Here is a 21154-nt window from a genome sequence, read left to right as displayed (position 1 = left end):
CGCCGCATGGCGAAGAAGAACCGCACCAAGACGTCCGCGACCGCGACCGCTCCCGGCGAGGTCGGTCCGCGGCAGCCCTGCCCGTGCGGCTCCGGCAAGCGCTACAAGGCGTGCCACGGTGCCCCCGGTGGCGGCGACGTCTTCGTCAAGCGCCCCTTCGAGGGCCTCGCCTCCGAGACCGACATCGTCGCGATGCGCGAGCTGGTTCCCGCCGCGACCGCGCTGCTGCCGCTCAAGGGTGAGTACGCCGACCGCGTGGTCAAGCTCTGCACCCTCCTCCCGATGGCGGCGCCCGCGATGGTCCGCGACAGCGGCGAGGTGTGGCTCGGCCTGCAGGTCCAGCACGCGTTCGGCGACCCCTCGCGTGACCTCGGCGCCGTCCTCGTCGACGCCCTCGCCGCCGACCCGGGCGCCGGGATGATCGGCCTCACCAGTGCCCCCGCGGCCGACGCGCCCCGCCTGCAGGACCTCGTCGCCGACGGCCCGCTGAGCGTGGAGGTGCACGAGGGCTTCGACTACTGGGTGGCCGACATGGAGGCCAGCTCCGAGCTCGCCCAGGCCCTCGAGCAGGCCGAGGGCGCTGCGGCCCCGACAGCCCGGCTGACCCAGGTGACGGCGGCGTACTGGACCCGGATGGGCGCGAAGGAGCACCTGCGCTGGGTGATGCCCGAGCCCGAGGACGCGCTGCTCGACGCCCTCGCCCGCCTCCACGTGTCCGGCGACGACGTGATCGTCCCCGACGCCCGCTTCGTCGGGATGTTCCGCGCGCACGGCCTGCTCGCGCCGGTCTGGGACCTCGCCGTCGGCACCGGCCCCGAGGCCCTCGAGGACGCCGCGGCCGCGTTCAAGGAGAAGCTCGACGCCGCCCTCGCCGACACCTCCGAGCTGACCACCGAGCAGCGCTCGGCCCGCAACGGGCTCGCGAACCGTCAGGTCACCATCCGCTGAGGTGGGGGCAGGAATCCCCGGCTGACGTGGGATTCCTGCGCTTGACGACGGTTGCACGCGTCATCAGGCGCGAGTTTCACCGCCCAGGCGGGGATTCCTGCAGCACCCATACCTTCAGCCGCGAGTACCCCTTCACCGACACCCGCCGCAACCGCCGGAACCGGTACGACGACCCGCCGGCCTCGTCCTCGCCGTGCTCGCCCGCCCGGTCGCCCGCCCGGTCGCCAGCGTGGTCGTCGGGGTGCTCCTCGTCGTGCGCGACGGTGCGCCCGGACAGCGCCTCGTAGGCGCCCAGGTCGACGAGCACGGTGCTCGGCCGGGCGACCGACGTGAGCCGGGCGGCGATGTTGACGACGGGGCCGAAGACGTCGCCCAGCCGGGTCACCACCTCGCCGTACGCGACCCCGGCCCGGACCGCGGGGAACGGGTCGTCGGGGTCGGCGCCGCGGGCGGTGAGCGCGAGCGCGATGTCGGCCATCGCCTCGGGGGAGTCGGCCACGATGAGGAGCTCGTCGCCGATGTTCTTGATGATCCGGCCGCCGCGGTCGACGGTGAGCTGCAGGACGGCGGTCTCGAAGGACTCCAGCCAGGCGACCAGCTCGCGGTCGGTGAGCGTGCGGGAGCGGGAGGTGTAGCCGACGATGTCGACGAAGCAGACCGCCAGCGTCGCGGACGCTCCGGACGTGGACTCGGCCATCAGCCGGGCGCCGGCGCTGAGGAGGTGGCGGCGCCAGACGTAGGACTGGAGCTGCTCGACGCGCGGCATCACCTCGTCGGAGACGGCGAGCAGGCCCTCGGTCGGGTCGGCGCCCATCTCGCGGGCGACGTCGGCGAGCAGCGCGACCTGCCAGTCGGCGAGGCGGGCGAAGCTGCGGCCCCAGGTGCGGACCAGGCCCTCCTGGCGCTCCGCGCTGAGCACGCCGAGCCGGACCAGGTCGCTGGCGAGCTGGAGGGCGCGCACGTCCGCGTCGGTGAAGGCGACGGCGTCGTCGGGCACGTGGGCGAAGCCGAGCAGGTGCCACAGCTCGTTGGCGGTGGCGAGCGGGACGCCGGCGGCGGCGGCGACCTGCTCCTGGGTCAGGTGCGGGGCCTGGCCGAGGAGGTGCTCCTCGAGTGCGCCGACGACCCCGCCGTCACGGGCGGCGGGGTCGTCGATCTGGCTCACGCGTGAGGGCTCAGGCGTCGCCGAAGCGCGACTGCGCGACGTCGACCAGCGCCTGGTGGAAGGCCGGCCACTCGGCGTCGAGCTCGCGCAGGATCTCGTCGGTCAGGTGGATCGTGTCGAGCGGGGTCAGCGCGACGATCGTCGCGGTGCGCAGCTTCTGGCCGACGATCGCGGCCTCGCCGACGATGTCGCCCGGGCCGAGCTGGGCGATCTCGACGCCGTCGCGGCGGACCGACACGGTTCCGGAGAGCAGGATGTAGGCCTTGTCGGCCGGGGTGTCCTCCCAGATCGGCGACCAGCCCTCGGGGAGCTTCACCCGCCGTCCGGTCGCGCTGATCCGCGCGATCTCCTGGGGGCTGAAGTGCTCGAAGAACGTTGCCATGCTGACCCTTTCGCTGTGCCTGCCCGGTTCGTCGTGGCCCGGTTGTCGTCGCCTGGTGTCGCCGGGACGCTCCCCATGCCTGTGCCGACCTTAGTCGCCACGGCACGTCAGCGGGAGCGCCTGCGTGACAACCGTTACAACGTGTCCGGATTAGTCGGGTTATCCCGGGATCGGATCCCTCGACACGGGGCAGCTCATGCACCGCGGACCGCCTCGTCCCGAGCCGAGCTCGGACCCCGCGATCCGGATGACCTCGATGCCCTCCTCCTCGAGGCGCGCGTTGGTGCCCTCGTTGCGCTCGTAGGCGACCGCGAGCCGCGGCGCCAGCGCCAGGGTGTTGTTGCCGTCGTCCCACTGCTCGCGCTCGGCGGTGACCGGGTCGAGGCCGGTGTCGATGCGGTGGAGGGTGTCGATCTGCATCGCCTTGGCCGCCGCCACCAGGAACGGCTCGGGAGCGGCGACCTCCAGCTCGGGCGAGCCCGGCTCGCGCGGGGTCACCGCGTACGCCGTCAGGGTGTCCGCGATGTTGGGGTACATCACCACCTTGTCGACGTCGACCATCGTGCACACGGTGTCGAGGTGCATGGTCGCGCGCTCCTGCGCGATGGGTACGGCGAGCACGGTGGTCGCGAGGCCACCCGCGAACACCTGCCGGGCGAGTCGTTCGGCCCCGGCCGGCGTCGTACGCTCCCCGACGCCGACGGCGATCACGCCCGGAGCGAGCAGGAGGACGTCGCCGCCCTCGACGTGCTCGAGGTGGTGGCCGTGGATCCGGCCGGTCCCGGCGAAGCGCGGGTGGAAGTGGTAGATCAGCTCGGTCAGCTGGGTCTCGCGGCGCCGCGCCGGCATGGCCAGCGAGGTGATCGCCACCCGGTCGCGCAGCCAGACCGAGGAGTCGCGGGTGAAGAGCAGGTTGGGCAGCGGCGCGACGAGGAAGCGCTCTTCGGCGAGCAGCGAGGTCACCAGCGTGCCGGTCGCGATGCCCGAGCGGACCTCGTCGTTGCGGACGCCCGCGGTGAGCAGGTAGGTCAGCTCCTCCGGCGAGGCGTCGCCGAACATCGAGCGCAGGTAGGCGCGGACCGGGTCGCCGAGGTCGCGCCCGCTCATCCCGGTCAGCGTGGTGTCGGTGACGGCGGCGCGCGCGGCCGGCTGGGCGAGGGTCTCGGTCAGCAGCTCGGTCAGGTACAGCACCTCGACGTCGCGGGCCCGCAGGGCCTCCGCGAACGCGTCGTGCTCCTCCTGGGCCCGCGCGACCCACGGGATGCCGTCGAAGAGGAGCCGGTCGTTGTTGCGCGGCGTCAGCCGCTGCAGCTCGGGACCGGGCCGGTGCAGCAGGACCGAGCGCAGCCGGCCCACCTCGCTGTCGGCACCGGACGGGGGCGTGCTCGTCGGGGATGGGGCCACCATGACGACACCCTAGTGTCGTCGGCGTCGTACGACGGGCGGCTCGGCCGGTCAGCCGCGGAACGGGTCGGCGGGGTAGACCCCGAGCACCTTGATGTCGGTCGTGAAGAAGGTGAGCTCCTCGAGCGCCCGCTTGAGCCCCGGGTCGTCGGGGTGGCCGTCGACCTCGGCGAGGAACTGGGTCGCGGCGAACTGGCCGCCGACCATGTAGCTCTCGAGCTTGGTCATGTTGATGCCGTTGGTCGCGAAGCCGCCGAGCGCCTTGTAGAGCGCGGCCGGCAGGTTGCGCACGTTGAAGACGAAGCTGGTGACGACGGGGCCGTTGCCCTGCGGGGCCTGGACGTACTCCGGGGACAGCAGGACGAAGCGGGTCGTGTTGTGGTCCTCGTCCTCGACGTCCTCGCGCAGGATCTCCAGGCCGTAGATCTCGGCGGCCAGCGGCGGGGCGATCGCGGCCTGGGTCAGGTCGGCGGCCTCGGCGACCTCGCGGGCGGCGCCGGCGGTGTCACCGGAGATGAGCGGGGTCAGCCCGAGCTCGCGGATCACCTTGCGGCACTGGCCGAGCGCGTGGACGTGGCTGTGCACGGTGCGGATCGTGTCGACGCTCGCGCCCGGGTTGACCATGAGGTGGAACTGGATGCGCAGGAAGTGCTCGGCGATGATGTGCAGCCCGGACTCGGGCAGGAAGTGGTGGATGTCGGCCACCCGGCCCGCGATCGAGTTGTCGATCGGGATGAGGGCGAGGTCGCAGTCGCCGCTCGCGACCGCCGCGAAGACGTCCTCGAAGGAGGCGCAGGGGACCGCCTCGGCGTCCGGGTAGTGCTGCTTGCACACGATGTGCGAGTTGGCGCCGGGTTCCCCCTGGTACGCGATGCGGGCCATGCCCCGATCGTAGTGGCGGCGCGTGTGCCTGATCGCGGCGTCTCGGCCGACTACGGTCGGCCCCATGGCCGTCGTCCTCGCGATCCTCGCCCTCGTGCTCGCCGCCGTGGCCCTCGTGGTCGCGCTCCGCAACGGTGCCGCCGGCCGGTCCGCGGCCCCCGGGGACGACCTGCCGGCCGACGCCGCCGGGCTGCGCCGCGAGGTCGCCGCGCTGCGCGCCGAGGCCGTCGGGGCGCTGCGCCACCTCGCGGTGGTCCGCTACGACGCCTTCGACGAGATGGGCGGGCGGTTGTCGTGGTCGCTCGCGCTCCTCGACGACGCCGGCGACGGCGTCGTACTGACGTCGATCCGGGGGCGCAACGAGGCCCGCACCTACGCCAAGTCCGTCGCCGCCTGGAGCAGCGACCAGGAGCTGTCGCCGGAGGAGAACGAGGCGGTCGCGCACGCCCGCATGGCCCGCAGCTGACCTGCCGCGCGGGGGCTGCGGTTCACCTACCGAATTTGTCGTGCCCGGGCCGTTCCGGCGACGAATTCGGTAGGTGAACCGCGCCTACAGGGTCCGCGGGACGCGCACCAGCACCCGGCCGTGGATGCACTCCATGCTCAGCTCGGTGCCGGCGCCGATGGTGTCGCCGTCCAGCTGGCGTGGCACCTCGCCCGCCGCCCGTACGACGACCTTCCGGCCGGTCATCCGCGCCACCGAGTCGCCCGCGTTGTGCTCGCGCCGGGTGAGGACGCGCAGCACGAGCGGGATCCAGCTGAGGAAGCGCCGCGGGTAGAGCAGCACCACGTCGAGCAGGCCGTCGTCGATGGCCGCGTCGGGGAGCAGGACCATGCCGCCCTGCAGGCTCCCGACGTTGCCGATGACGCAGGTGCGGGCGCGGTGCTTGGTGAAGGGCATGTCGTCGATGGAGATCTCGAGCTTCATCGCCGGGAACATCAGGCCCTTGAGCGCGGACAGGACGTAGGCCAGCCAGCCGACCTTCTTCTTCAGGTCCTCGTTGACGCCCTCCATGATCGCGGCGTCGAAGCCCATGCCGGCCATCACCATGAAGTGGCTGGGCTCGAGGCCGTCGCCCTCGACGGCGACCATGTCGATCGCCCGGTCCTGGCCGGTGAGCGCGATGTCGATGGCCGCGCGGATGAACAGCGGGATCTCGAGGTTGCGGGCCAGCAGGTTGCCCGTGCCAGCCGGTACGACGCCCACCGGGATCCCGGTCCCGGCGAGCTCGGCGCACACCTCGCGCACCGTGCCGTCGCCGCCGCAGACGATGACCAGGTCGGCACCCTCGACCGAGGCCTGCTCGGCCTGGCCGGTGCCGGAGTCCTCGACGGTGGTGAGGTACCAGCGCGGCGCGTTCCAGCCGGCCTCGAGCGCCATCTGGGTCACCAGCGCCTGGAACTGCTCGACCGACTCGACCTTGATCGGGTTCAGCACGACCGCGAGGTTGCGGGCGGACGGGAACGGCTCGGGCAGCGGCTCGGCCTTCAGCGCGTGGCTGCGGGGGAGCGGGCTGTAGAGCGCGACGCCGAGCAGGAGCACGCCGACGCCCAGCAGCGTGCCGCCGACGACGTCGCTCGGGTAGTGCCGGCCCAGCAGGATCCGGTCGGCGGCGACCAGCACGTAGGCCAGTACCGCGACGGAGCTGATCAGGCGGCGGATGCCGGCCCGTCGTACCAGCATCACGGCGAGCAGGATCACCAGGCCGGCGAAGGCGGCCGCCGACGACGTGTGGCCGGACGGGAAGGCGTTGGAGTGCAGGAAGTACTCCGGGTCCTGCCAGACCGGGCGGCCGCGGCCGACGAGCACCTTGGTGCCGTAGGTGGCCAGCGCGGTGGCGGCCATCACGACGGCGATGAGGATGCCGGCCCGGCGGTGGCCCTTGACGAACATCACGACCGCGAAGACCGCCGTGGCGGCCGTCATCGGCCAGGTGCTGAAGGCGACCTCGATCGCGCGCAGCGCGTGCTCGAGCCACGACCGGTCGGCGGCCCAGCCGCGCGCGTCGGCGCCCTCGCCGTCGATCTCCATCAACCACGACCAGTCGGCGGCGACGGCGGCAGCCACCGCTGCGAAGAGCGCGAAGAGGACCAGCGAGGCCAGGAGCGGGGTCTGGCGGGGACGGTCGAGCACTCACGGAGGATAGGCCAACGGTCCGCACCCACAAGACTTCCGTCGAACGTGGGCTCGCTAACGTCGGAGGCGTGACCGACTCGTCGTACACCCCCTCGCTCCGTCGCCTCGGCCGCTCCGGCCTCGTCGTCTCCGCCGTCGGCCTCGGCTGCAACAACCTCGGCCGGCCGGGCGCGGCGACCGAGTCGCAGCGCGGGTCGGACCGGGTCGTGCGTGCCGCGATCGACGCCGGGATCACCTTCTTCGACGTCGCGGACACCTACGGCGCCACGCCGGGGCTCGCCGAGGAGCGGCTCGGCAAGGCCCTCGGCTCCCGCCGGTCCGACGTGGTCGTGGCGACCAAGTTCGGGATGGACGCCGGCGGCGCGAACGGACCCGACTTCGGCGCCCGCGGCTCGCGCCGCTACGTCCGCAACGCCGTCGAGGCGTCGCTGCGCCGGCTCGGCACCGACTGGATCGACCTCTACCAGTTCCACACGCCCGACCCGCGGACGCCGATCGACGAGACCCTGTCGGCGCTCGACGACCTCGTGCGCGAGGGCAAGGTCCGCTACATCGGCCACTCCAACCGGTCCGGCTGGCAGATCGCGCAGGCCGAGTACGTCGCCCGCGAGCTCGGCGTCGAGCGGTTCGTCTCGGCGCAGAACAACTACAACCTCACCGACCGCCGGGCCGAGCTCGAGGTGCTCCCGGCATCGGCGGAGTTCGGGATCGGCGTGCTGCCCTACTTCCCCCTCGCCAACGGCCTGCTCACCGGCAAGTACGCCTCGGGCAAGGCGCCGGAGGGCTCGCGGCTCGCGCGGACCCGCCAGCACCTGCTCGAGGACGCCGTCTCGCCGACCCTCCAGGCCTACTCCGCCTTCGCCCGTGAGCGGGGCGTCTCCGAGGTCACCGTGGCGATCGGCTGGCTGCTCGCGCAGACCCCGGTCGCGTCCGTGATCGCGGGGGCGACGTCGGTGGAGCAGGTGGCGGCGAACGCGGCTGCCGACCAGTGGGTGCCGACCGAGGAGGACCTCGCCGAGCTGGACGGCTTGTTCCCGGCGCCGGAGCGCATCGCGCTGTTCTGAGGTGCAGGAATCCCCGGCTAGGCGGGGATTCCTGCGGTTGGTGACGGTTGCATCCGTCATCAACCGCAAGTTTCCCCGCTCAGCCGGGGATTCCTGCACCGCCACTGCCCCGAATCCCGCGCGCGCCCGCTCGCCCCCGGCCGATAGCCTGAGCGGCATGATCGACCCGCGCATCCTCCGTGACGAGCCCGACCGCGTCCGCGCCTCGCAGGCCAAGCGCGGGGCGTCCCCCGACGTGGTCGACCGCGCGCTCGAGGCGGCGGCCGCCCGTCGTACCGCCATCGCGGAGTTCGAGGAGAAGCGCGCCGCGCAGAAGGCCTTCGGCAAGCAGGTCGCCCAGGCCAAGGGCGAGGAGAAGCAGGCGCTGCTCGAGCAGGTCAAGGCGCTCGCCGCGGAGGTCAAGGAGCTGGAGGCCGCGCAGGCCGCGGCCGACGAGGCGTGGACCAACGCGCTCAAGGCGATCCCCAATGTCGTCGCCGACGAGACCCCGAGCGGCGGGGAGGACGACTTCGTGGTGCTCGAGGAGGTCGGTACGCCGCGCGACTTCGCGGCCGAGGGCTTCGAGCCGCGCGACCACGTCGAGCTCGGCCGGATGCTCGGCGCGATCGACCTCGAGCGTGGCGCCAAGGTCAGCGGCAGCCGCTTCTACTTCCTCACCGGTGTCGGCGCGCAGCTCGAGCTGGCGCTGGTCAACCTCGCGATGGAGCAGGCCCGCAACGCCGGCTTCACCCAGGTGATCGCGCCGTCGCTGGTGCGGGCCGAGGCGATGGAGGGCACCGGCTACCTCGACCAGGGCGGTGGCGAGGACATCTACCGCATCGAGGGCGAGGACATGTACCTCGTCGGCACCTCGGAGGTGCCGATGGCGGCCTACCACTCGAAGGAGATCCTCGACGGCGCCAGCCTGCCCCGGCGCTACGCCAGCTTCAGCCCCTGCTTCCGCAAGGAGGCCGGCTCGCACGGCAAGGACACCAAGGGGATCATCCGGGTCCACTGGTTCGACAAGGTCGAGATGTTCATCTACGCCACGCTCGAGGACGCGCCCGCCGAGCACGAGCGGCTCCTCGCGTGGGAGAAGGAGTTCCTCGACAAGCTCGAGCTCGCCTACCGCGTCGTCGACATCGCGGCGGGCGACCTGGGCGCGAGCGCGATCCGCAAGTTCGACTGCGAGGCGTGGATCCCGACGCAGGGCAAGTACCGCGAGCTCACCTCGACCTCCAACTGCACCGACTTCCAGACCCGTCGCCTCGACACCCGTGGCCGGTTCGGTGACAGGACCGGCCCGATCGCCACCCTCAACGGCACGCTGACCGCCATCACCCGCGCGATCGTCGCGGTGCTGGAGACGCACCAGCAGGCCGACGGGTCGGTGCGGGTGCCGAAGGCGCTGCAGCCGTACATGGGCGGCCTCGAGGTGCTCGAGCCGGTGGCGCGATGACGTCTCCCGGCCAGCCCGGCTGGCGCCCGCGCCTGGTCGCCCTCGACATCGACGGCACCCTCCTGCGCTGGGTCGCCGGTCTCGGGATGAGCCACGAGGAGGTCACCCCGGCTGTCCACGACGCCGTCCAGCGGGTGCTCGACAGCGGGGCGCACGTGGTCCTCTCGTCGGGACGTGCTCCGCACAACATGACCGTCGTCGCCGACATGCTCGACCTGCACGGCCACGGTGAGCGGATCTGGATCGTCGCGGCCAACGGCGCGGTCGTGCTGCGCTACCCGCCGGCGGAGGTCGTGCACGAGGTGACCTTCGACGCGGCGCCGGCCGTGGCCGCCGTACTCGAGAAGCATCCGGAGGCGCTCGTCGCCGTCGAGGAGCGCGGTGTCGGCTACCGCGTCTCCGCGCCCTTCCCCGACGGCGAGCTCGGTGGCGAGTCCATCGTCGCCGCGGTCGAGGAGATGGTCGCCGAGCCGGTCAGCCGCGTGATCATCCGCGACCCGAAGGCGACCGCCGAGGACTTCGTGAAGCTCGCCTCCGGCCTGGGCCTGCACGGCACCGACTACGTCGTCGGCTGGACCGCGTGGCTGGACCTCGCCCCGGTCGGGGTCTCCAAGGCCTCCGGACTGGAGTACGTCGCCCAGCAGCTCGGCATCGACCGGGCGGACGTGCTGTCGATCGGCGACGGCCGCAACGACATCGAGATGCTGCAGTGGTCCGGGCGCGGTGTCGCCATGGGCCAGTCGGTCGACGAGGTGAAGGAGGCGGCCGACGACGTCACCGCGAGCGTCGACGACGACGGCGCCGCCGTCGAGCTCGGTCGCTGGTTCCCGGCCGCCGGATCTGGTGGGATGGACGCGTGACCCCCCGTCGGCTGCTCCTGGCTGCGCCTGCTGCCCTGGCGGCGGCCGCTGCCGGCCTGCTGCTTCCGCTCGGCGGTCCCGCGTCGGCTGCGCCTGCCGCCGCCGGCCCGATCCCGCCCGGCTGCGGCGCGCTGGACGTGACCGACACCCAGGCGGTGGCGGCCAACGCGGAGGGTGCCTCCGACGTCTTCGTCGGCCGCGTGGTCCGGCTCGACCGCGTGCGGGTCCACCCCGGTGCCACGTCCGGGACGACCACGAGCCCCGCGACCCGGGACCTGCTGTACGACGTGCTGGTCGACGTCCCGGTCACCGGCGACCTGGCGGCCGATCGGCGCGTCGACGTCGTGCTCGTCGGGGTGGAGGGCGGCGAGGAGCCGCTGCGCCGGTCCCGCCGCTACCTGTTCTTCGCCACCGACGAGGGCTCCGTGCTGCGCGCCGACGGTTGCGACGGCTACGCCTCCGGCACCTCGCTCGACGCAGCCACCCTGGAGGAGATCCGCACGGCGCTCACCGCCGAGCCGGAGACCCCGGACGCCGTCCTCTCCAAGCCGGAGGGCACCGACGGTCCGCCCGACCTCGGCCGCGTGGTCGCGCCGGGCGCGGCGGTCAGCCTGATCGGCATCCTCGGCCTCGTACTGATCTCCCGGGTCGGCCGCCACCGCGGCTGAAGCCCGGACCCGGGCCGGGCCCGGTCGGCCGGCGGCCGCTGCCGCCGGCTCAGGGGAGGGGTTCCGCCCTCAGAGGTACATGCCCCCGGAGCGGGGCTCGTCCTTGTGCTCCGGCTGCCCCCCGGGCGCACCGGGCGCCGGCTGGTCGGCCGCCTGACCGCCCAGGGACATGCCCGGCGGCAGCGCCCGGCGGATCTGCTCGAACTGCGCCCGCGCCGCCATCTGCTGGGCGTAGATCGCGGTCTGGATGCCGTGGAAGAGACCCTCGAGCCAGCCGACGAGCTGGGCCTGGGCGATGCGGAGCTCGGCCTCGGACGGCGTGGCGTCCTCGGAGAAGGGCAGCGAGAGCCGCTCCAGCTCCTCGACCAGCTCGGGGGCGAGGCCCTGCTCGAGCTCGGCGATCGAGGAGCGGTGGATCGCGGCGAGGCGGGCGCGGCTGGCCTCGTCGAGCGGGGCCGCCTTCACCTCCTCGAGGAGCTGGCGGATCATGCTGCCGATGCGCATCACCTTGGCCGGCTGCTCGACCAGGTCGGTCAGCGCGCGCTCGCCGTCGTCATCGTGGTCGTCGTCGACCGCGCCCTGCTCGACCGCCGACGCCGGCACCGTGCCGATCGGCTGTCCGTCCGGTCCCACCACCACGATCTGCTCGTCGCCGCTCTCGGTCATGCCTCCAACCTAACGAACCCGTGGATCTGCAGCCGATCAGGGCGTCAGCAGCACCTTGCCGACGTTGTCGCCGCCCTCGATGAGGCGGTGCGCCTCGGCGACGTCGTCGAGCGGGAGCACGGCGGACACGACCGGCTCGATCGACCCGTCGGCCACCAGCGGCCACACGTGCTCGACGACCGACGCGCAGATCCGCGCCTTGCCCTCGGTGGGCCGCGCGCGCAGCGTGGTGGCGATGACCGCGCCGCGCTTGGAGAGCAGCTGGCCGATGTTGAGCTCGGCCTTCGAGCCACCCTGCATGCCGATGATCACGAGCCGGCCCTCGGTGGCCAGCACGTCGACGTTGCGGCCGAGGTACTTCGCGCCCATGTTGTCGAGCACGACGTCGGCGCCGTGCCCGTCGGTCGCCTCGCGGACGACCTCGACGAAGTCCTGGTCGCGGTAGCTGATCGCCACCTCCGCGCCGAGCTCGCGGCAGCGGGCCAGCTTGTCCTCGCTGCCGGCGGTGGTGAACACCCGCGCACCGAGGCGGGAGGCGAGCTGGATGGCGAAGGTGCCGATGCCGCCGGCGCCGCCGTGCACGAGGAACACCTCGTCGGGTCGCAGCGCGGCGACCATGAAGACGTTGGACCACACCGTGCAGGCGACCTCGGGCAGCGCCGCCGCGGTGACCAGGTCGACGCCGTCGGGGACCGGCATCACCTGTCCCTCCGGTACGACGACGAGGCTGGCGTAGCCGCCACCCGCGAGCAGCGCGCAGACCTGGTCGCCGACGGCCCAGGCGGTGACGCCCTCACCGACCGCGGCGACCGTGCCGCTGCACTCGAGCCCGATCACGTCCGACGCCCCGGGCGGGGGCGGGTAGAAGCCCTGCCGCTGCAGCAGGTCGGCGCGGTTGACCGCGGTCGCGGCGACCTCGATCAGCACCTCGCCGGGACCCGGCACGGGGTCCGGCAGCTCGGTGACGACGAGGGTCTCGGGTCCTCCGGGGCTGGACTGGGTGACGGCGCGCATGGCGCCAGTCTTGCAGGACGGGCAGTAACACGCTGTCCACCCGACCACCCGGCAGTCGACGGCACGATTCGGCGCCGGAATCGGCATGTCGTCGCCGTCAAGCGGCGCCTTGTCGGGTGGACAGCGTGCTACTGCACCCGCAGCCGACCAGCCGACCAGCCGACCAGCCGACCATCAGACCATCAGACCAGCGGCCGGCAGCGTCGCGGAAGGCGCGCTCGGCCTAGACCAGGGAGTCCTCGTCCGAGTAGTCGGCGTCGGCCAGCTCCTCGAACTCCACGTCCTCGTCCTCCTCGGAGGCCGCGCCGGCTGGTCGGTCCCAGGATTCCGCGAGCGCCTGGGCCTTCGCGGCGAGGCGCTCGACCCCGTCCGGGTCGGCCCCCTGCTCCCCGGCGGCGATGCCCAGCAGGAACGCGGTCACCACACCCGCGGCCGGATGGACGTTGTCACGGGTGATCCCGGAGAGGTCGACGAGCAGGCCCTCGTCGGCCTCGGCCTCGATGTCGAGGACGTCGCACAACTCGTCGATCCAGTCGTGGAGGTTCACCCGTCCAGAGTGATCCAGAGGCCGCCGTCTGACAAGGGTCCCGGGCGTGTCAGCGGTCCTCGGCCTCGGACGCCAGGTCGCGCAGGTCGCTCCACGTGTCCACGTCGCGCGCCTCCGACCCGACGGAGGCGACGTCGACCAGGTCGAGCGGGTCCAGCAGCGCGCGGATGGCGAGCCCGTGCTGTGCCTCCCGGTCCGGGCGTACGGCGTCGAGCCGCTCCGTCTCCACGACGAACGCCAGCTGCCGCCGGCCGTCCCGGGTCAGCACCGCGCCCTCGTGGCCGACCGCCGCCTCGTGGAGCCGCCGGAAGGTCGAGGAGGTCAGGTGGGGCATGTCGACGGCGAGCACCGCGATCGTCGGGAACCGGCGCAGCAGGGAGTCGCGGCCGGTCAGCAGGCCGGCGGCAGGACCACCGAAGCGCGGGTCCTCGAGCACGAAGGTGACCGGACGCTCGGTCGGGACCTGCTGTCCGACCACCACGACCTCGCCGGCGTCGACCACGGCGTCGATGGCCCGCTCGAGCAGCGACCGGCCGCCGAGCTCGATCGTGGCCTTGTCGGCGCCACCGAGGCGCGAGGCCTGGCCGCCCGCGAGGATCACGGCGGCGAATCCGGACAGTCCCAGCTCGATCACCCGTCCAGTCTCGCAAGCACCCACCTGACGGTAGCGACCTACCCTTGCACCGTGACCGTCCCCACGCTCCGCCTCACCCTGGTCCAGGCCGCCTCGGCCCTCGAGCCGGAGGCCAACCGGGCGGCGCTGGCCGAGCTCGCCGCCGCCCACGCGGCCGGCAGCGACCTGGTCGTGCTGCCCGAGGCCTTCGCCCGCGACTTCGGCGAGGCCGGCTCCGACGTGAGCCCGTTCGCGGAGCCCCTCGACGGGCCGTTCGCCACGGCCGTCGCCGCGGCGGCTGCGGCGGGGGAGACGGCGGTGCTGGCGGGCATGTTCGAGCAGGGCCCCGCGCCGGAGCGGCCGTACAACACCCTCGTGCTGCGGGGGAGCGCCGAGGCGTCGTACCGGAAGGTGCATCTCTACGACTCCTTCGGCTACCGCGAGTCCGACCGCCTCACGGCGGGTCCGGTGGAGCCGGTCGTCGTGGAGGTCGCGGGCTGGCAGGTCGGCCTGATGACCTGCTACGACCTGCGCTTCCCCGAGCTCGCCCGGGCGCTGGTCGACCGCGGCGCCGAGGTCATCGTCGTGCCGGCGGCCTGGGTCGCCGGGCCGCGCAAGGTCCACCACTGGCGCACCCTGCTGACCGCGCGTGCCATCGAGAACACCGTGTACGTCGCCGCGGTCGGCCAGCCCTCGCCCCGCTACTGCGGCCACTCGATGGTCGTCGACCCGTTCGGCGAGGTCGTGGCCGAGGCCGGCCCGGGCGCGCCGGACGCCCCCGAGGTGATCCGTGCCACGGCCGAGCGCTCCGTGCTCGACGAGGCCCGCCGCGTCAACCCGTCACTTCTCAACCGTCGTCTGTAATCTGGCTCCTCGTGTCCCGTGCCGCCTCCCGTACCCCTGCCCGGGTGCCGCTCGAGCAGCGGATCGGTGAGTTCGGCGCCTCGCGGGTCCCGCTCGTCGCCTGGTGGGTCCTGGGCGTCGTCGGCACCGCCGCCCTCGTGGCGGCGATGGTGCCGGTCGGTCCGTCGTGGTTCGGCACGGTCGGCTCGCTGGTCATCGCGACGACCTTCTCCGCCGCCCTCGCCGCCCGCACGGGTGGCCGGCCGTTCGTCTTCGGGGCGCTCGCCCTCACCGTCGGCCTGGTCGCGGTCCTGAGCGACCAGGACATCCTCCTGACCGGTGCCGCCGTCAGCACCTCCGCCGTCGCGGCCGTCCTGGGGGTCATGTTCACCGTCCCCGCCTCCGGCTTCCTCGCCTCCGCGCGGGAGTGCGTCATCGCCCTCATCGTCGCCGGTGTCGGGGCGATGGCCACCGTCGGCTTCGAGCCCGCGATCCAGAAGGAGCGCTTCGAGTACGTCGGCCTGGGGCTCGCCCTCCTCGGCGCGATCGTCCTCGTCTACCGCCTCGGGGCCGGCCTCCACGGCCTCGGCCGGCGCGGCATGGTCGTGGTCGCCATCGGCGGGGCGATCCTCGCCGCCACGCTTCTCTACGCCGAGCTGTTGCGCCACTACGGCTCCACCGGCCTCGTCGACGAGCTGCTCTCCTGGGTGCGCTGGAGCCGCGACCACCTGGGCGCGTTCCCGCGTCCGATCGAGACCGTCCTCGGCGTACCCGCCCTCGCCTACGGCGTCCACATGCGCGCCCGCCGCCGCCAGGGCTGGTGGGTCTGCGCCTTCGGCGTCGCCGCCACCTCGCCCACCGCGACCGCCCTGGCCAACCCCGCCGTCTCGGTCAGCGAGGCGGCCCTGTCCGTGGTCTACGGGCTGGTCGTCGGCCTCCTCCTCGGCTGGGTCCTGATCCGCCTCGACCTGGCCCTCACCGGCAACCGGGGGCGGCGCAGCCGCGGCGCCGAGCAGGCCGCCGCCGTACGCCCCGAGCCGGGACGCTTCGCCCCGTTGCTCTGACGGCGGTCGGGTGGCTGCTCGGTCGGGTGGCTGCTCGGTCGGCGCCGGGTGATGTAACACGCTGTTCGCCCCACTGGGCGGCGCTTTTCGGCGTCGACACGCCGATCGCGGGCCGGATTCGTGCCGAGAACCGCTGGGTAGTCGGGCGGACAGCGTGTTACATCCCGACGCCGACGCCCCTCGGCAGAGGCTTGCTCCGCGGCGCCTCAGCAGAGGGGGCGGGATTCGAACCCGCGGTAGGTCTCCCTACGACCGCTTTCAAGGCGGTTCCGATCGGCCACTCCGGCACCCCTCCTCGGCCCGTCGCCACCGGAGCGACACACGAGCCGGAGAACGAGTGTAGGAGGAGCCGGCGGATTCGCCGTCCGCGGTCGGGTCTTGTTCAATTCGACCCATGAGCAACCCCCTCGCCCCGTCGGTCTCCGACTACCGGCTCGCGCCGCCGGTGATGGCGCGCTTCGTGGGGGCCTATCTCGTGCTGCTGGCCGTCGTCCTGCTCGGTACGACGGCCGCCGCCGTCGCGCTCGACCTCAACGCCGACCTCCTGGTCGTCGTCCTCGCGCTGGGAGTCCTCGGCCTGATCGCGCTCGCGTGGTGGCTGCGCAGCAAGCTGGTCGTGGTGCGGCTGACCGACACGGGCTACCAGGTGCGCCTGGTCCGGGCGGCCGGCGTCACCGAGGCCCGCTGGACCGAGGTGGAGGACGCCGTCGCGGCCGCTCCCAGCGACATCGAGTGCCTCGTGCTGCGGCTCAAGGACGGGCGCTCCACGACGATCCCGGTGCAGCTGGTGGCCGGCGACAAGGACGACTTCGCCCGCGACGTACGCGACCACCTCAAGCGCGCCCACCGCTGAGCCCCGCCGGCGTACGCCATTGCGGGTGGGCCGATTGGGTGCCGCACGCCGGTGCTTGTAACCTTGCTCCGCTGGCTGGTCCCTCGCGTCCGGCCGAGCGGAGGAGGCGTCGCCTAGTCTGGTCTATGGCGCCCGCCTGCTAAGCGGGTTTGGGGCTACAACCCCATCGAGGGTTCAAATCCCTCCGCCTCCGCAGCAGCGAAGATCCGCCCGGGCAACCGGGCGGATCTTTCTCGTTCCGGTGGGTATCCGTGTGTCGGTTGTGATAACGGGTCACCACGCCTTGCCACCGCGCGGATGATGTACCACGCTTGGGAGTCAAGGAGCGTGTTCTGGGGCAATCGGGTGCCCCCTTCGACAGGAGACTGGAAATGAAGAAGGCCGCACGTCGGTTCGCGCTGGCGACCGTTGCCCTAATCGCTTCGCTCGGCGTTGTCTCGCTGCCGTCGGCTGCCGACGCCGACACCGGCTGGCCGTCGCGCGTGGTGGTCCGCCACTACGACCGCTGACCGCGGGCCCACTGACTGTCACCGACCCCGGTCCGGGCGATGCCCGGACCGGGGTCGGTCGCGCTTACGAACCGTCCGTCTCCTGCCCGGCGATGCCCAGCTGGCCCATCGTGTAGCCGAGCTGGAAGCGCGTCTCCGCGTCGTACTCCTCCTTGAGCTCGGCGACGTAGCCGGCGTACGTGCGCGGGCTGACGCCCAGCCGCTTCGCGCTCACCGCGTCGGCGTGGCCCTCGATCAGCATCCGGATCGTCATCGCGCGCTGCTCCGACGCGATCTCCTTCATCACGCTCTGCCCGCCGCTCGCGAACGGCCGGCCGCGGGCGAAGGTCCGCTCGAAGACGTCGACCAGGTAGGCGACGATCGCCGGCTCGCGTACGACGACCGCCGTGGTCGGGCTGTCCGGAGCCGGGATCAGCGCGACCCGGCGGTCGACCACGATCATCCGGTCGAAGAACTCGTCGAGGGTGCGTACCTCGGCGCCGTGCTCGGTCACGTGGGCGACGTACTTGTGCGTGGCGGGGTGGCGCCGCGCGCTGTGCTGGTAGAGCGTCTTCATGACGAGCCCGCGCTGCAGGGCGGCGATGTCGCGCTCGGCCGCCTGGGTGACGGTCCGGGTGCTGCGGTTGGCCTGGGGCTGCGCGGTCAGCAGCTCCTCCTGGGCCTCGCTCACGAGCGTCGTGAGGTACGGCTGGACGGCGTCACCGTGCAGGTACAGGAACGGCCCCGTCTCGTTGGCCGCCGGTGAGCGCCGCCAGCTCTGGCTGAGCCCCGCGAAGGCGCTCGCCCAGCGCGCCGACTCGTCGATCAGGCGCGCGCCCTCGGTCCCCAGCGGGGTGACCACGCGCGACTGGGCGCTGCTCGGCTCGAGCGGCCGCCACGTCGTACCACCGCCGTCGCGTTGGAGCAGCCCGAGTCGCACGAGCAGGTCGAAGGCGGGGCGGGAGGCCCCCTTGTCGGACACCCGCGGGTCGTCCTCGGCGATGCCGCCCTCGGCGAGGACCTGCTCGTAGAGACCGGCCGCCTCACGCTCGAAGAGCTCCCGGTCCTCCGGCCTGATCCCTGCCATGTGGACATGCTTCCACAAGGGGAGGCCGCGCTGATTCGGCATCGGCGTGCCTGCTCGGCTATTCTCTACCGGTCGCCCAGCGACGAGCGCCTGTAGCTCAACGGATAGAGCATCTGACTACGGATCAGAAGGTTTGGGGTTCGAATCCCTACAGGCGCGCAGGACACGAAAGCGCAGGTCAGCCTCGGGTGACCTGCGCTTTCGTCATTCGGGCGAACTTACCCCGCCCAGCGTCGGAGCTCTCCCGCCAGGACTCGTCCGAATCGCAACTCCGGGAAGTGTGCGCCGGCGCCGACGACGTTCTCGCCCTCGAGCTCGCGGAAGAGCCGTTCGCGGACGCGGGCGGCGAGTTGCGGGTCGACGTCACCGATGGACTGCCAGGTGGGCTCGTCCAGCTGGATCGGGCAGACGATGGCGTCGCCGAGGAGGAGTGCCCGATGGCCGCCCGAGGACACGATCACCGAGAGATGTCCCGGTGTGTGCCCCGGCGTCATGACGATGTCGATGCTGGGTGCCACCGTCGTGTCTGCGTCCACGAGGTGCAGGCGTGCGCCGTCCATCGCCGTGAAGCCGTGCCGGATGTGGTCGAACATCCACACGTCCGGGTTCGTGACGAAGTGCGTCCAGTCCGCGGCGCCCACCCAGAGATCTGCCCGGGGAAACACCGGCGCGCCGGAGAGGTCGAACAACCAGCCGCAGTGGTCGGCGTGCAGGTGTGTGCAGATGACCGCGTCGATGTCACCCGGCAGCACGCCTGACGCGCGGAGGCCCAGCAGGAGCTGGCCGCCCACCAGGAGGCGTCGCTCGCCGTCGTCCCGCATCGCCGGCCCCATCCCCGCGTCGACCAGGATCGTCTGGGTGGCGGTTCGGATCAGGAAGCATCCGATCGGCAACCAGGCCTTGCCGTCGCGACCGAAGAAGCCCGGGTGGCTCTCGGCGGTGACGTGGTCCCCGAAGTAGGTCGGACCTGCTCGGAACGTCCCGTCCGTCAGCGGGTGGAGGTCGATCTCCCCGATGCGCATGACGTCCTCCCTTGCGTCCGGACGCCTCAGCCGACCGGGAAGTCGGTGAGCGGCGCGGTCTCGCGGGTGTGGTCGAGATTCTCCTGCAGTGCGGCGACCTTGGCGGTGGCGTAGGCGTGCGCGTCTGAGCCGAGCAGCACCCGGAGCGGAGCATCCTCGTCGCGGACGACGTGCTCGATGATGCGAGCCGCACCCCGCGCGGGGTCGCCGAGCTGGCTGCCCTGCAGCTCAAGGTGGTCCTGGACCATGGCGCGGAGTCCGGGGTAGGCGTCGCTGGTCGCCTCGGGGAGCCGCAGCGAGTCCGTGGTCAGGAAGGAGGTCCGGAAGTAGCCGGGCTCGACGATGGTGACGCGGATGCCGAAGTCGGCGAGCTCGGCTGCCAGCGCCTCGCTGATCGCCTCGAGCGCGAACTTGCCGGCGCTGTAGAGCCCCCAGCCAGCGACGGCGGTGAGCCCGAGGACCGAGGACACGTTCACGACGTGGCCGGACTTCTGACGGCGCAGGACGGGCACCGCGGCGCGGAGCACGTTGTAGGCGCCGACGACCTGGACGTCGAGCATGTCACGAACGTCCTGGCTCGACGTCTCCTCCACGGCCGCGAGGAAGCCGTATCCGGCGTTGTTCACGACCACGTCGAGCGAGCCGAAGTGGTCGGTGGTCCGACGCACCACCTGCGTGACGGCTTCCTCGTCGCGGAGATCGACCTCGAGGGGGAGCAGTCGGCCGGCGCCGACGTCCGCTCCGAGCGCGGAGACAAGGCGGTCTGCCGAGCGGGTGGTCGCGGCGACGTTGTCGCCGCGCTGCAGCAGCTGGGAGACGAGCTCGAGGCCGAGGCCGCGTGAGGTGCCCGTGACGAACCAGGTGGCGGGACGGTGAGTGGGACGGGTCATGACTTCCTCCGGTCAGGTGAGGCCCCCCTGTCGGGGCCGATGCATCCAGAGTTGCCGCGCAACCTGCTCCACGAGTGGCCTCCGCACGCCCTGCTGGTCCGAGGACGGAGCAACCGAGGACCGCCAGTCCTACCTTCGGCTCGGCGCCGCCGCCCCCGGTTCACGCACACTGGACACATGGCGGAGAAGAACACCGAGCTCGCGGACTTCCTGCGGCGCGCCCGTGAGCAGGTTGCGCCCGACCGGGCCGGCCTGCCGTCGGACGGTCGGGTACGCCGGGTGCGTGGCCTGCGCCGCGAGGAGGTGGCGCTGCTTGCCGGCGTCTCCACCGACTACTACGCCCGCCTGGAGCAGGGCCGTCGCATCCAACCGTCCGCAGCAGTGGTCGAGGCGCTCGGCCGGGCCCTGGACCTCGACGCCGCAGGCCGGGCGCACCTCCTGGACCTCATTGGCCTCAACAGCGCCGCTGCGCCCCTTCGTGCCCGGCCCGTGCAACGCGTCCGTCCGGGTGTCCGGCAACTCATCGAGTCCTTGGAGGGCGCGCCCGCGCTGGTGCTCGGCCGCCGCAGCGATGTCCTGGCCCAGAACCGGCTCTGCCGCGCACTCTTCACCGACTTCGAGAGCAGGCCGGCGAGCGAGCGGAACTACGCCCGATGGATGTTCCTCGACCCCGAGTCACAGTCGCTGTTCGTGGACTGGGAGCAGCAGGCGCGCGCCACCGTCGAGAGCCTGCGCCTGGAAGCGGGAAACGACCCCGCTGACCGCGCGACGGCCGAGCTGATCGCCGACCTGCGGAACAACAGCCCGGAGTTCGCCCGCTGGTGGGACGAGCACCGGGTCTATCAGCGAACGCACGGCTCCAAGGCGCTTCGGCACTCGCTCGTCGGCGACCTCATCGTCGAGTACGAGACGCTCACCCTCCCGGGCGACCCCCACACCACGCTCTTCGTCTACACCACCGAGCCGAGGTCCCCGTCCAGCCGGGCCCTCGCACTGCTGGCGAGCTGGTCACTGGCGTCCACCAAAGGCTGAGCGCGCCGGCGACGTGACGTCGCCGGGTCGCCGACACGTCGCTTGACCGCCGGGATCCGCACACCTAGCCTAAAGGCGCAAAGAATG

23 protein-coding genes, 3 tRNA genes and 1 pseudogene are annotated in these 21154 nt (G+C 72.5%); 13 read left to right on the top strand and 14 right to left on the bottom strand.

Features of this window, described 5'->3' with window-relative positions; all coding sequences use genetic code 11:
* Window positions 1-6: 6 nt before the first annotated feature.
* The gene (locus BJ993_RS08280; protein ID WP_036549297.1) at window positions 7-948 is read left to right on the top strand and encodes a DUF5926 family protein; all 942 of its coding nucleotides are present in this window, start codon (window positions 7-9) and stop codon (window positions 946-948) included.
* A 76-nt stretch (window positions 949-1024) separates the two neighbouring features.
* On the opposite strand, the gene BJ993_RS08275 is transcribed toward BJ993_RS08280, so the two are convergent.
* The 5 genes and pseudogenes from BJ993_RS08275 to BJ993_RS08260 all read right to left on the bottom strand — a co-directional run bounded on the left by BJ993_RS08275 (window position 1025) and on the right by BJ993_RS08260 (window position 4781).
* Complete coding sequence (locus BJ993_RS08275) at window positions 1025-1867, bottom strand: adenylate/guanylate cyclase domain-containing protein (RefSeq protein WP_373366963.1); 843 nt, start codon at window positions 1865-1867, stop codon at window positions 1025-1027.
* Window positions 1868-1936: 69 nt separating this feature from the next.
* Window positions 1937-2116, bottom strand: a pseudogene (locus BJ993_RS26735) (adenylate/guanylate cyclase domain-containing protein); the annotation flags it as partial.
* Between the two features lie 7 nt (window positions 2117-2123).
* Window positions 2124-2495 carry a Crp/Fnr family transcriptional regulator gene (locus BJ993_RS08270; protein ID WP_036549296.1) on the bottom strand — a complete coding sequence of 124 codons (372 nt, stop codon included), beginning with the start codon at window positions 2493-2495 and terminating at the stop codon, window positions 2124-2126.
* 159 nt (window positions 2496-2654) lie between these two features.
* Complete coding sequence (locus BJ993_RS08265) at window positions 2655-3902, bottom strand: arginine deiminase (protein ID WP_051932634.1); 1248 nt, start codon at window positions 3900-3902, stop codon at window positions 2655-2657.
* Between the two features lie 48 nt (window positions 3903-3950).
* Window positions 3951-4781 carry a prephenate dehydratase gene (locus BJ993_RS08260; RefSeq protein WP_036549295.1) on the bottom strand — a complete coding sequence of 277 codons (831 nt, stop codon included), beginning with the start codon at window positions 4779-4781 and terminating at the stop codon, window positions 3951-3953.
* 64 nt (window positions 4782-4845) lie between these two features.
* Here BJ993_RS08260 and BJ993_RS08255 point away from each other — a divergent pair, with 64 nt between their 5' ends.
* A complete protein-coding gene (locus tag BJ993_RS08255) occupies window positions 4846-5247 on the top strand; it encodes a DUF4446 family protein (RefSeq protein WP_051932632.1) in 402 nt (133 codons plus the stop codon).
* An 84-nt stretch (window positions 5248-5331) separates the two neighbouring features.
* Here BJ993_RS08255 and BJ993_RS08250 read toward each other — a convergent pair whose 3' ends face one another.
* Window positions 5332-6915, bottom strand: a complete 1584-nt coding sequence (locus BJ993_RS08250) for a bifunctional phosphatase PAP2/diacylglycerol kinase family protein (protein WP_308645516.1) — start codon at window positions 6913-6915, stop codon at window positions 5332-5334.
* A gap of 71 nt (window positions 6916-6986) precedes the next feature.
* Between BJ993_RS08250 and BJ993_RS08245 the strand changes: the two genes are divergently transcribed.
* The 4 genes from BJ993_RS08245 to BJ993_RS08230 all read left to right on the top strand — a co-directional run bounded on the left by BJ993_RS08245 (window position 6987) and on the right by BJ993_RS08230 (window position 10948).
* Window positions 6987-7982: an aldo/keto reductase gene (locus BJ993_RS08245; protein WP_179648385.1), complete on the top strand. Its 996-nt coding sequence runs from the start codon at window positions 6987-6989 to the stop codon at window positions 7980-7982.
* A gap of 157 nt (window positions 7983-8139) precedes the next feature.
* The gene (gene serS / locus BJ993_RS08240; RefSeq protein WP_036549289.1) at window positions 8140-9420 is read left to right on the top strand and encodes a serine--tRNA ligase; all 1281 of its coding nucleotides are present in this window, start codon (window positions 8140-8142) and stop codon (window positions 9418-9420) included.
* Window positions 9417-10280, top strand: a complete 864-nt coding sequence (locus tag BJ993_RS08235) for an HAD family hydrolase (protein WP_036549287.1) — start codon at window positions 9417-9419, stop codon at window positions 10278-10280. The genes serS and BJ993_RS08235 overlap by 4 nt, the downstream gene beginning before the upstream one ends.
* Window positions 10277-10948, top strand: coding sequence for a hypothetical protein (locus BJ993_RS08230; RefSeq protein WP_179648384.1), 672 nt, complete (start codon window positions 10277-10279; stop codon window positions 10946-10948). The genes BJ993_RS08235 and BJ993_RS08230 overlap by 4 nt, the downstream gene beginning before the upstream one ends.
* Window positions 10949-11017: 69 nt before the next feature.
* Here BJ993_RS08230 and BJ993_RS08225 read toward each other — a convergent pair whose 3' ends face one another.
* The 4 genes from BJ993_RS08225 to mobA form a co-directional block, all read right to left on the bottom strand.
* Window positions 11018-11614 (bottom strand): bacterial proteasome activator family protein, encoded by a 597-nt coding sequence (locus tag BJ993_RS08225; RefSeq protein WP_179648383.1) that lies wholly within the window; start codon window positions 11612-11614, stop codon window positions 11018-11020.
* Between the two features lie 36 nt (window positions 11615-11650).
* Window positions 11651-12628 carry an NAD(P)H-quinone oxidoreductase gene (locus BJ993_RS08220; RefSeq protein WP_179648382.1) on the bottom strand — a complete coding sequence of 326 codons (978 nt, stop codon included), beginning with the start codon at window positions 12626-12628 and terminating at the stop codon, window positions 11651-11653.
* Between the two features lie 223 nt (window positions 12629-12851).
* On the bottom strand, window positions 12852-13175 hold the full coding sequence (locus tag BJ993_RS08215; protein WP_051932630.1) for a DUF6457 domain-containing protein: 324 nt from the start codon (window positions 13173-13175) through the stop codon (window positions 12852-12854).
* Window positions 13176-13224: 49 nt separating this feature from the next.
* The gene (mobA, locus tag BJ993_RS08210; RefSeq protein ID WP_308645515.1) at window positions 13225-13809 is read right to left on the bottom strand and encodes a molybdenum cofactor guanylyltransferase; all 585 of its coding nucleotides are present in this window, start codon (window positions 13807-13809) and stop codon (window positions 13225-13227) included.
* Between the two features lie 51 nt (window positions 13810-13860).
* Here mobA and BJ993_RS08205 point away from each other — a divergent pair, with 51 nt between their 5' ends.
* Both BJ993_RS08205 and BJ993_RS08200 read left to right on the top strand, forming a co-directional pair.
* Window positions 13861-14652: a carbon-nitrogen hydrolase family protein gene (locus tag BJ993_RS08205; protein ID WP_179648381.1), complete on the top strand. Its 792-nt coding sequence runs from the start codon at window positions 13861-13863 to the stop codon at window positions 14650-14652.
* 11 nt (window positions 14653-14663) lie between these two features.
* Window positions 14664-15695 carry a hypothetical protein gene (locus BJ993_RS08200; RefSeq protein WP_179648380.1) on the top strand — a complete coding sequence of 344 codons (1032 nt, stop codon included), beginning with the start codon at window positions 14664-14666 and terminating at the stop codon, window positions 15693-15695.
* A 210-nt stretch (window positions 15696-15905) separates the two neighbouring features.
* Here the strand turns inward: BJ993_RS08200 and BJ993_RS08195 are convergent.
* A tRNA-Ser gene (locus tag BJ993_RS08195) sits at window positions 15906-15990 on the bottom strand.
* 99 nt (window positions 15991-16089) lie between these two features.
* Here BJ993_RS08195 and BJ993_RS08190 point away from each other — a divergent pair.
* From BJ993_RS08190 to BJ993_RS08180, 3 genes are all read left to right on the top strand, one after another.
* Window positions 16090-16548, top strand: coding sequence for a hypothetical protein (locus tag BJ993_RS08190; RefSeq protein ID WP_036549272.1), 459 nt, complete (start codon window positions 16090-16092; stop codon window positions 16546-16548).
* Between the two features lie 102 nt (window positions 16549-16650).
* Window positions 16651-16741, top strand: a tRNA-Ser gene (locus BJ993_RS08185).
* Between the two features lie 178 nt (window positions 16742-16919).
* On the top strand, window positions 16920-17057 hold the full coding sequence (locus tag BJ993_RS08180) for a hypothetical protein (RefSeq protein ID WP_179648379.1): 138 nt from the start codon (window positions 16920-16922) through the stop codon (window positions 17055-17057).
* Window positions 17058-17121: 64 nt separating this feature from the next.
* On the opposite strand, the gene BJ993_RS08175 is transcribed toward BJ993_RS08180, so the two are convergent.
* Entirely contained in the window at window positions 17122-18123 is a 1002-nt protein-coding gene (locus BJ993_RS08175; RefSeq protein WP_036549270.1) for a phospholipase D-like domain-containing protein, read from the bottom strand.
* A gap of 86 nt (window positions 18124-18209) precedes the next feature.
* On the opposite strand from BJ993_RS08175, the gene BJ993_RS08170 reads away from it, so the two are divergent.
* Window positions 18210-18282, top strand: a tRNA-Arg gene (locus BJ993_RS08170).
* A 59-nt stretch (window positions 18283-18341) separates the two neighbouring features.
* Here BJ993_RS08170 and BJ993_RS08165 read toward each other — a convergent pair.
* Both BJ993_RS08165 and BJ993_RS08160 read right to left on the bottom strand, forming a co-directional pair.
* Complete coding sequence (locus BJ993_RS08165) at window positions 18342-19145, bottom strand: MBL fold metallo-hydrolase (protein ID WP_179648378.1); 804 nt, start codon at window positions 19143-19145, stop codon at window positions 18342-18344.
* A gap of 26 nt (window positions 19146-19171) precedes the next feature.
* A complete protein-coding gene (locus BJ993_RS08160; RefSeq protein ID WP_179648377.1) occupies window positions 19172-20035 on the bottom strand; it encodes an SDR family NAD(P)-dependent oxidoreductase in 864 nt (287 codons plus the stop codon).
* A 177-nt stretch (window positions 20036-20212) separates the two neighbouring features.
* On the opposite strand from BJ993_RS08160, the gene BJ993_RS08155 reads away from it, so the two are divergent.
* Window positions 20213-21067: a helix-turn-helix transcriptional regulator gene (locus BJ993_RS08155; RefSeq protein ID WP_179648376.1), complete on the top strand. Its 855-nt coding sequence runs from the start codon at window positions 20213-20215 to the stop codon at window positions 21065-21067.
* The last annotated feature ends 87 nt before the right edge of the window (window positions 21068-21154 follow it).

It is taken from the genome of Nocardioides aromaticivorans (assembly GCF_013408525.1).
Classification (GTDB): domain Bacteria; phylum Actinomycetota; class Actinomycetes; order Propionibacteriales; family Nocardioidaceae; genus Nocardioides; species Nocardioides aromaticivorans.
Note: the sequence above shows the minus strand (reverse complement) of the source record. Positions and strands in the feature narration are given on the sequence as shown.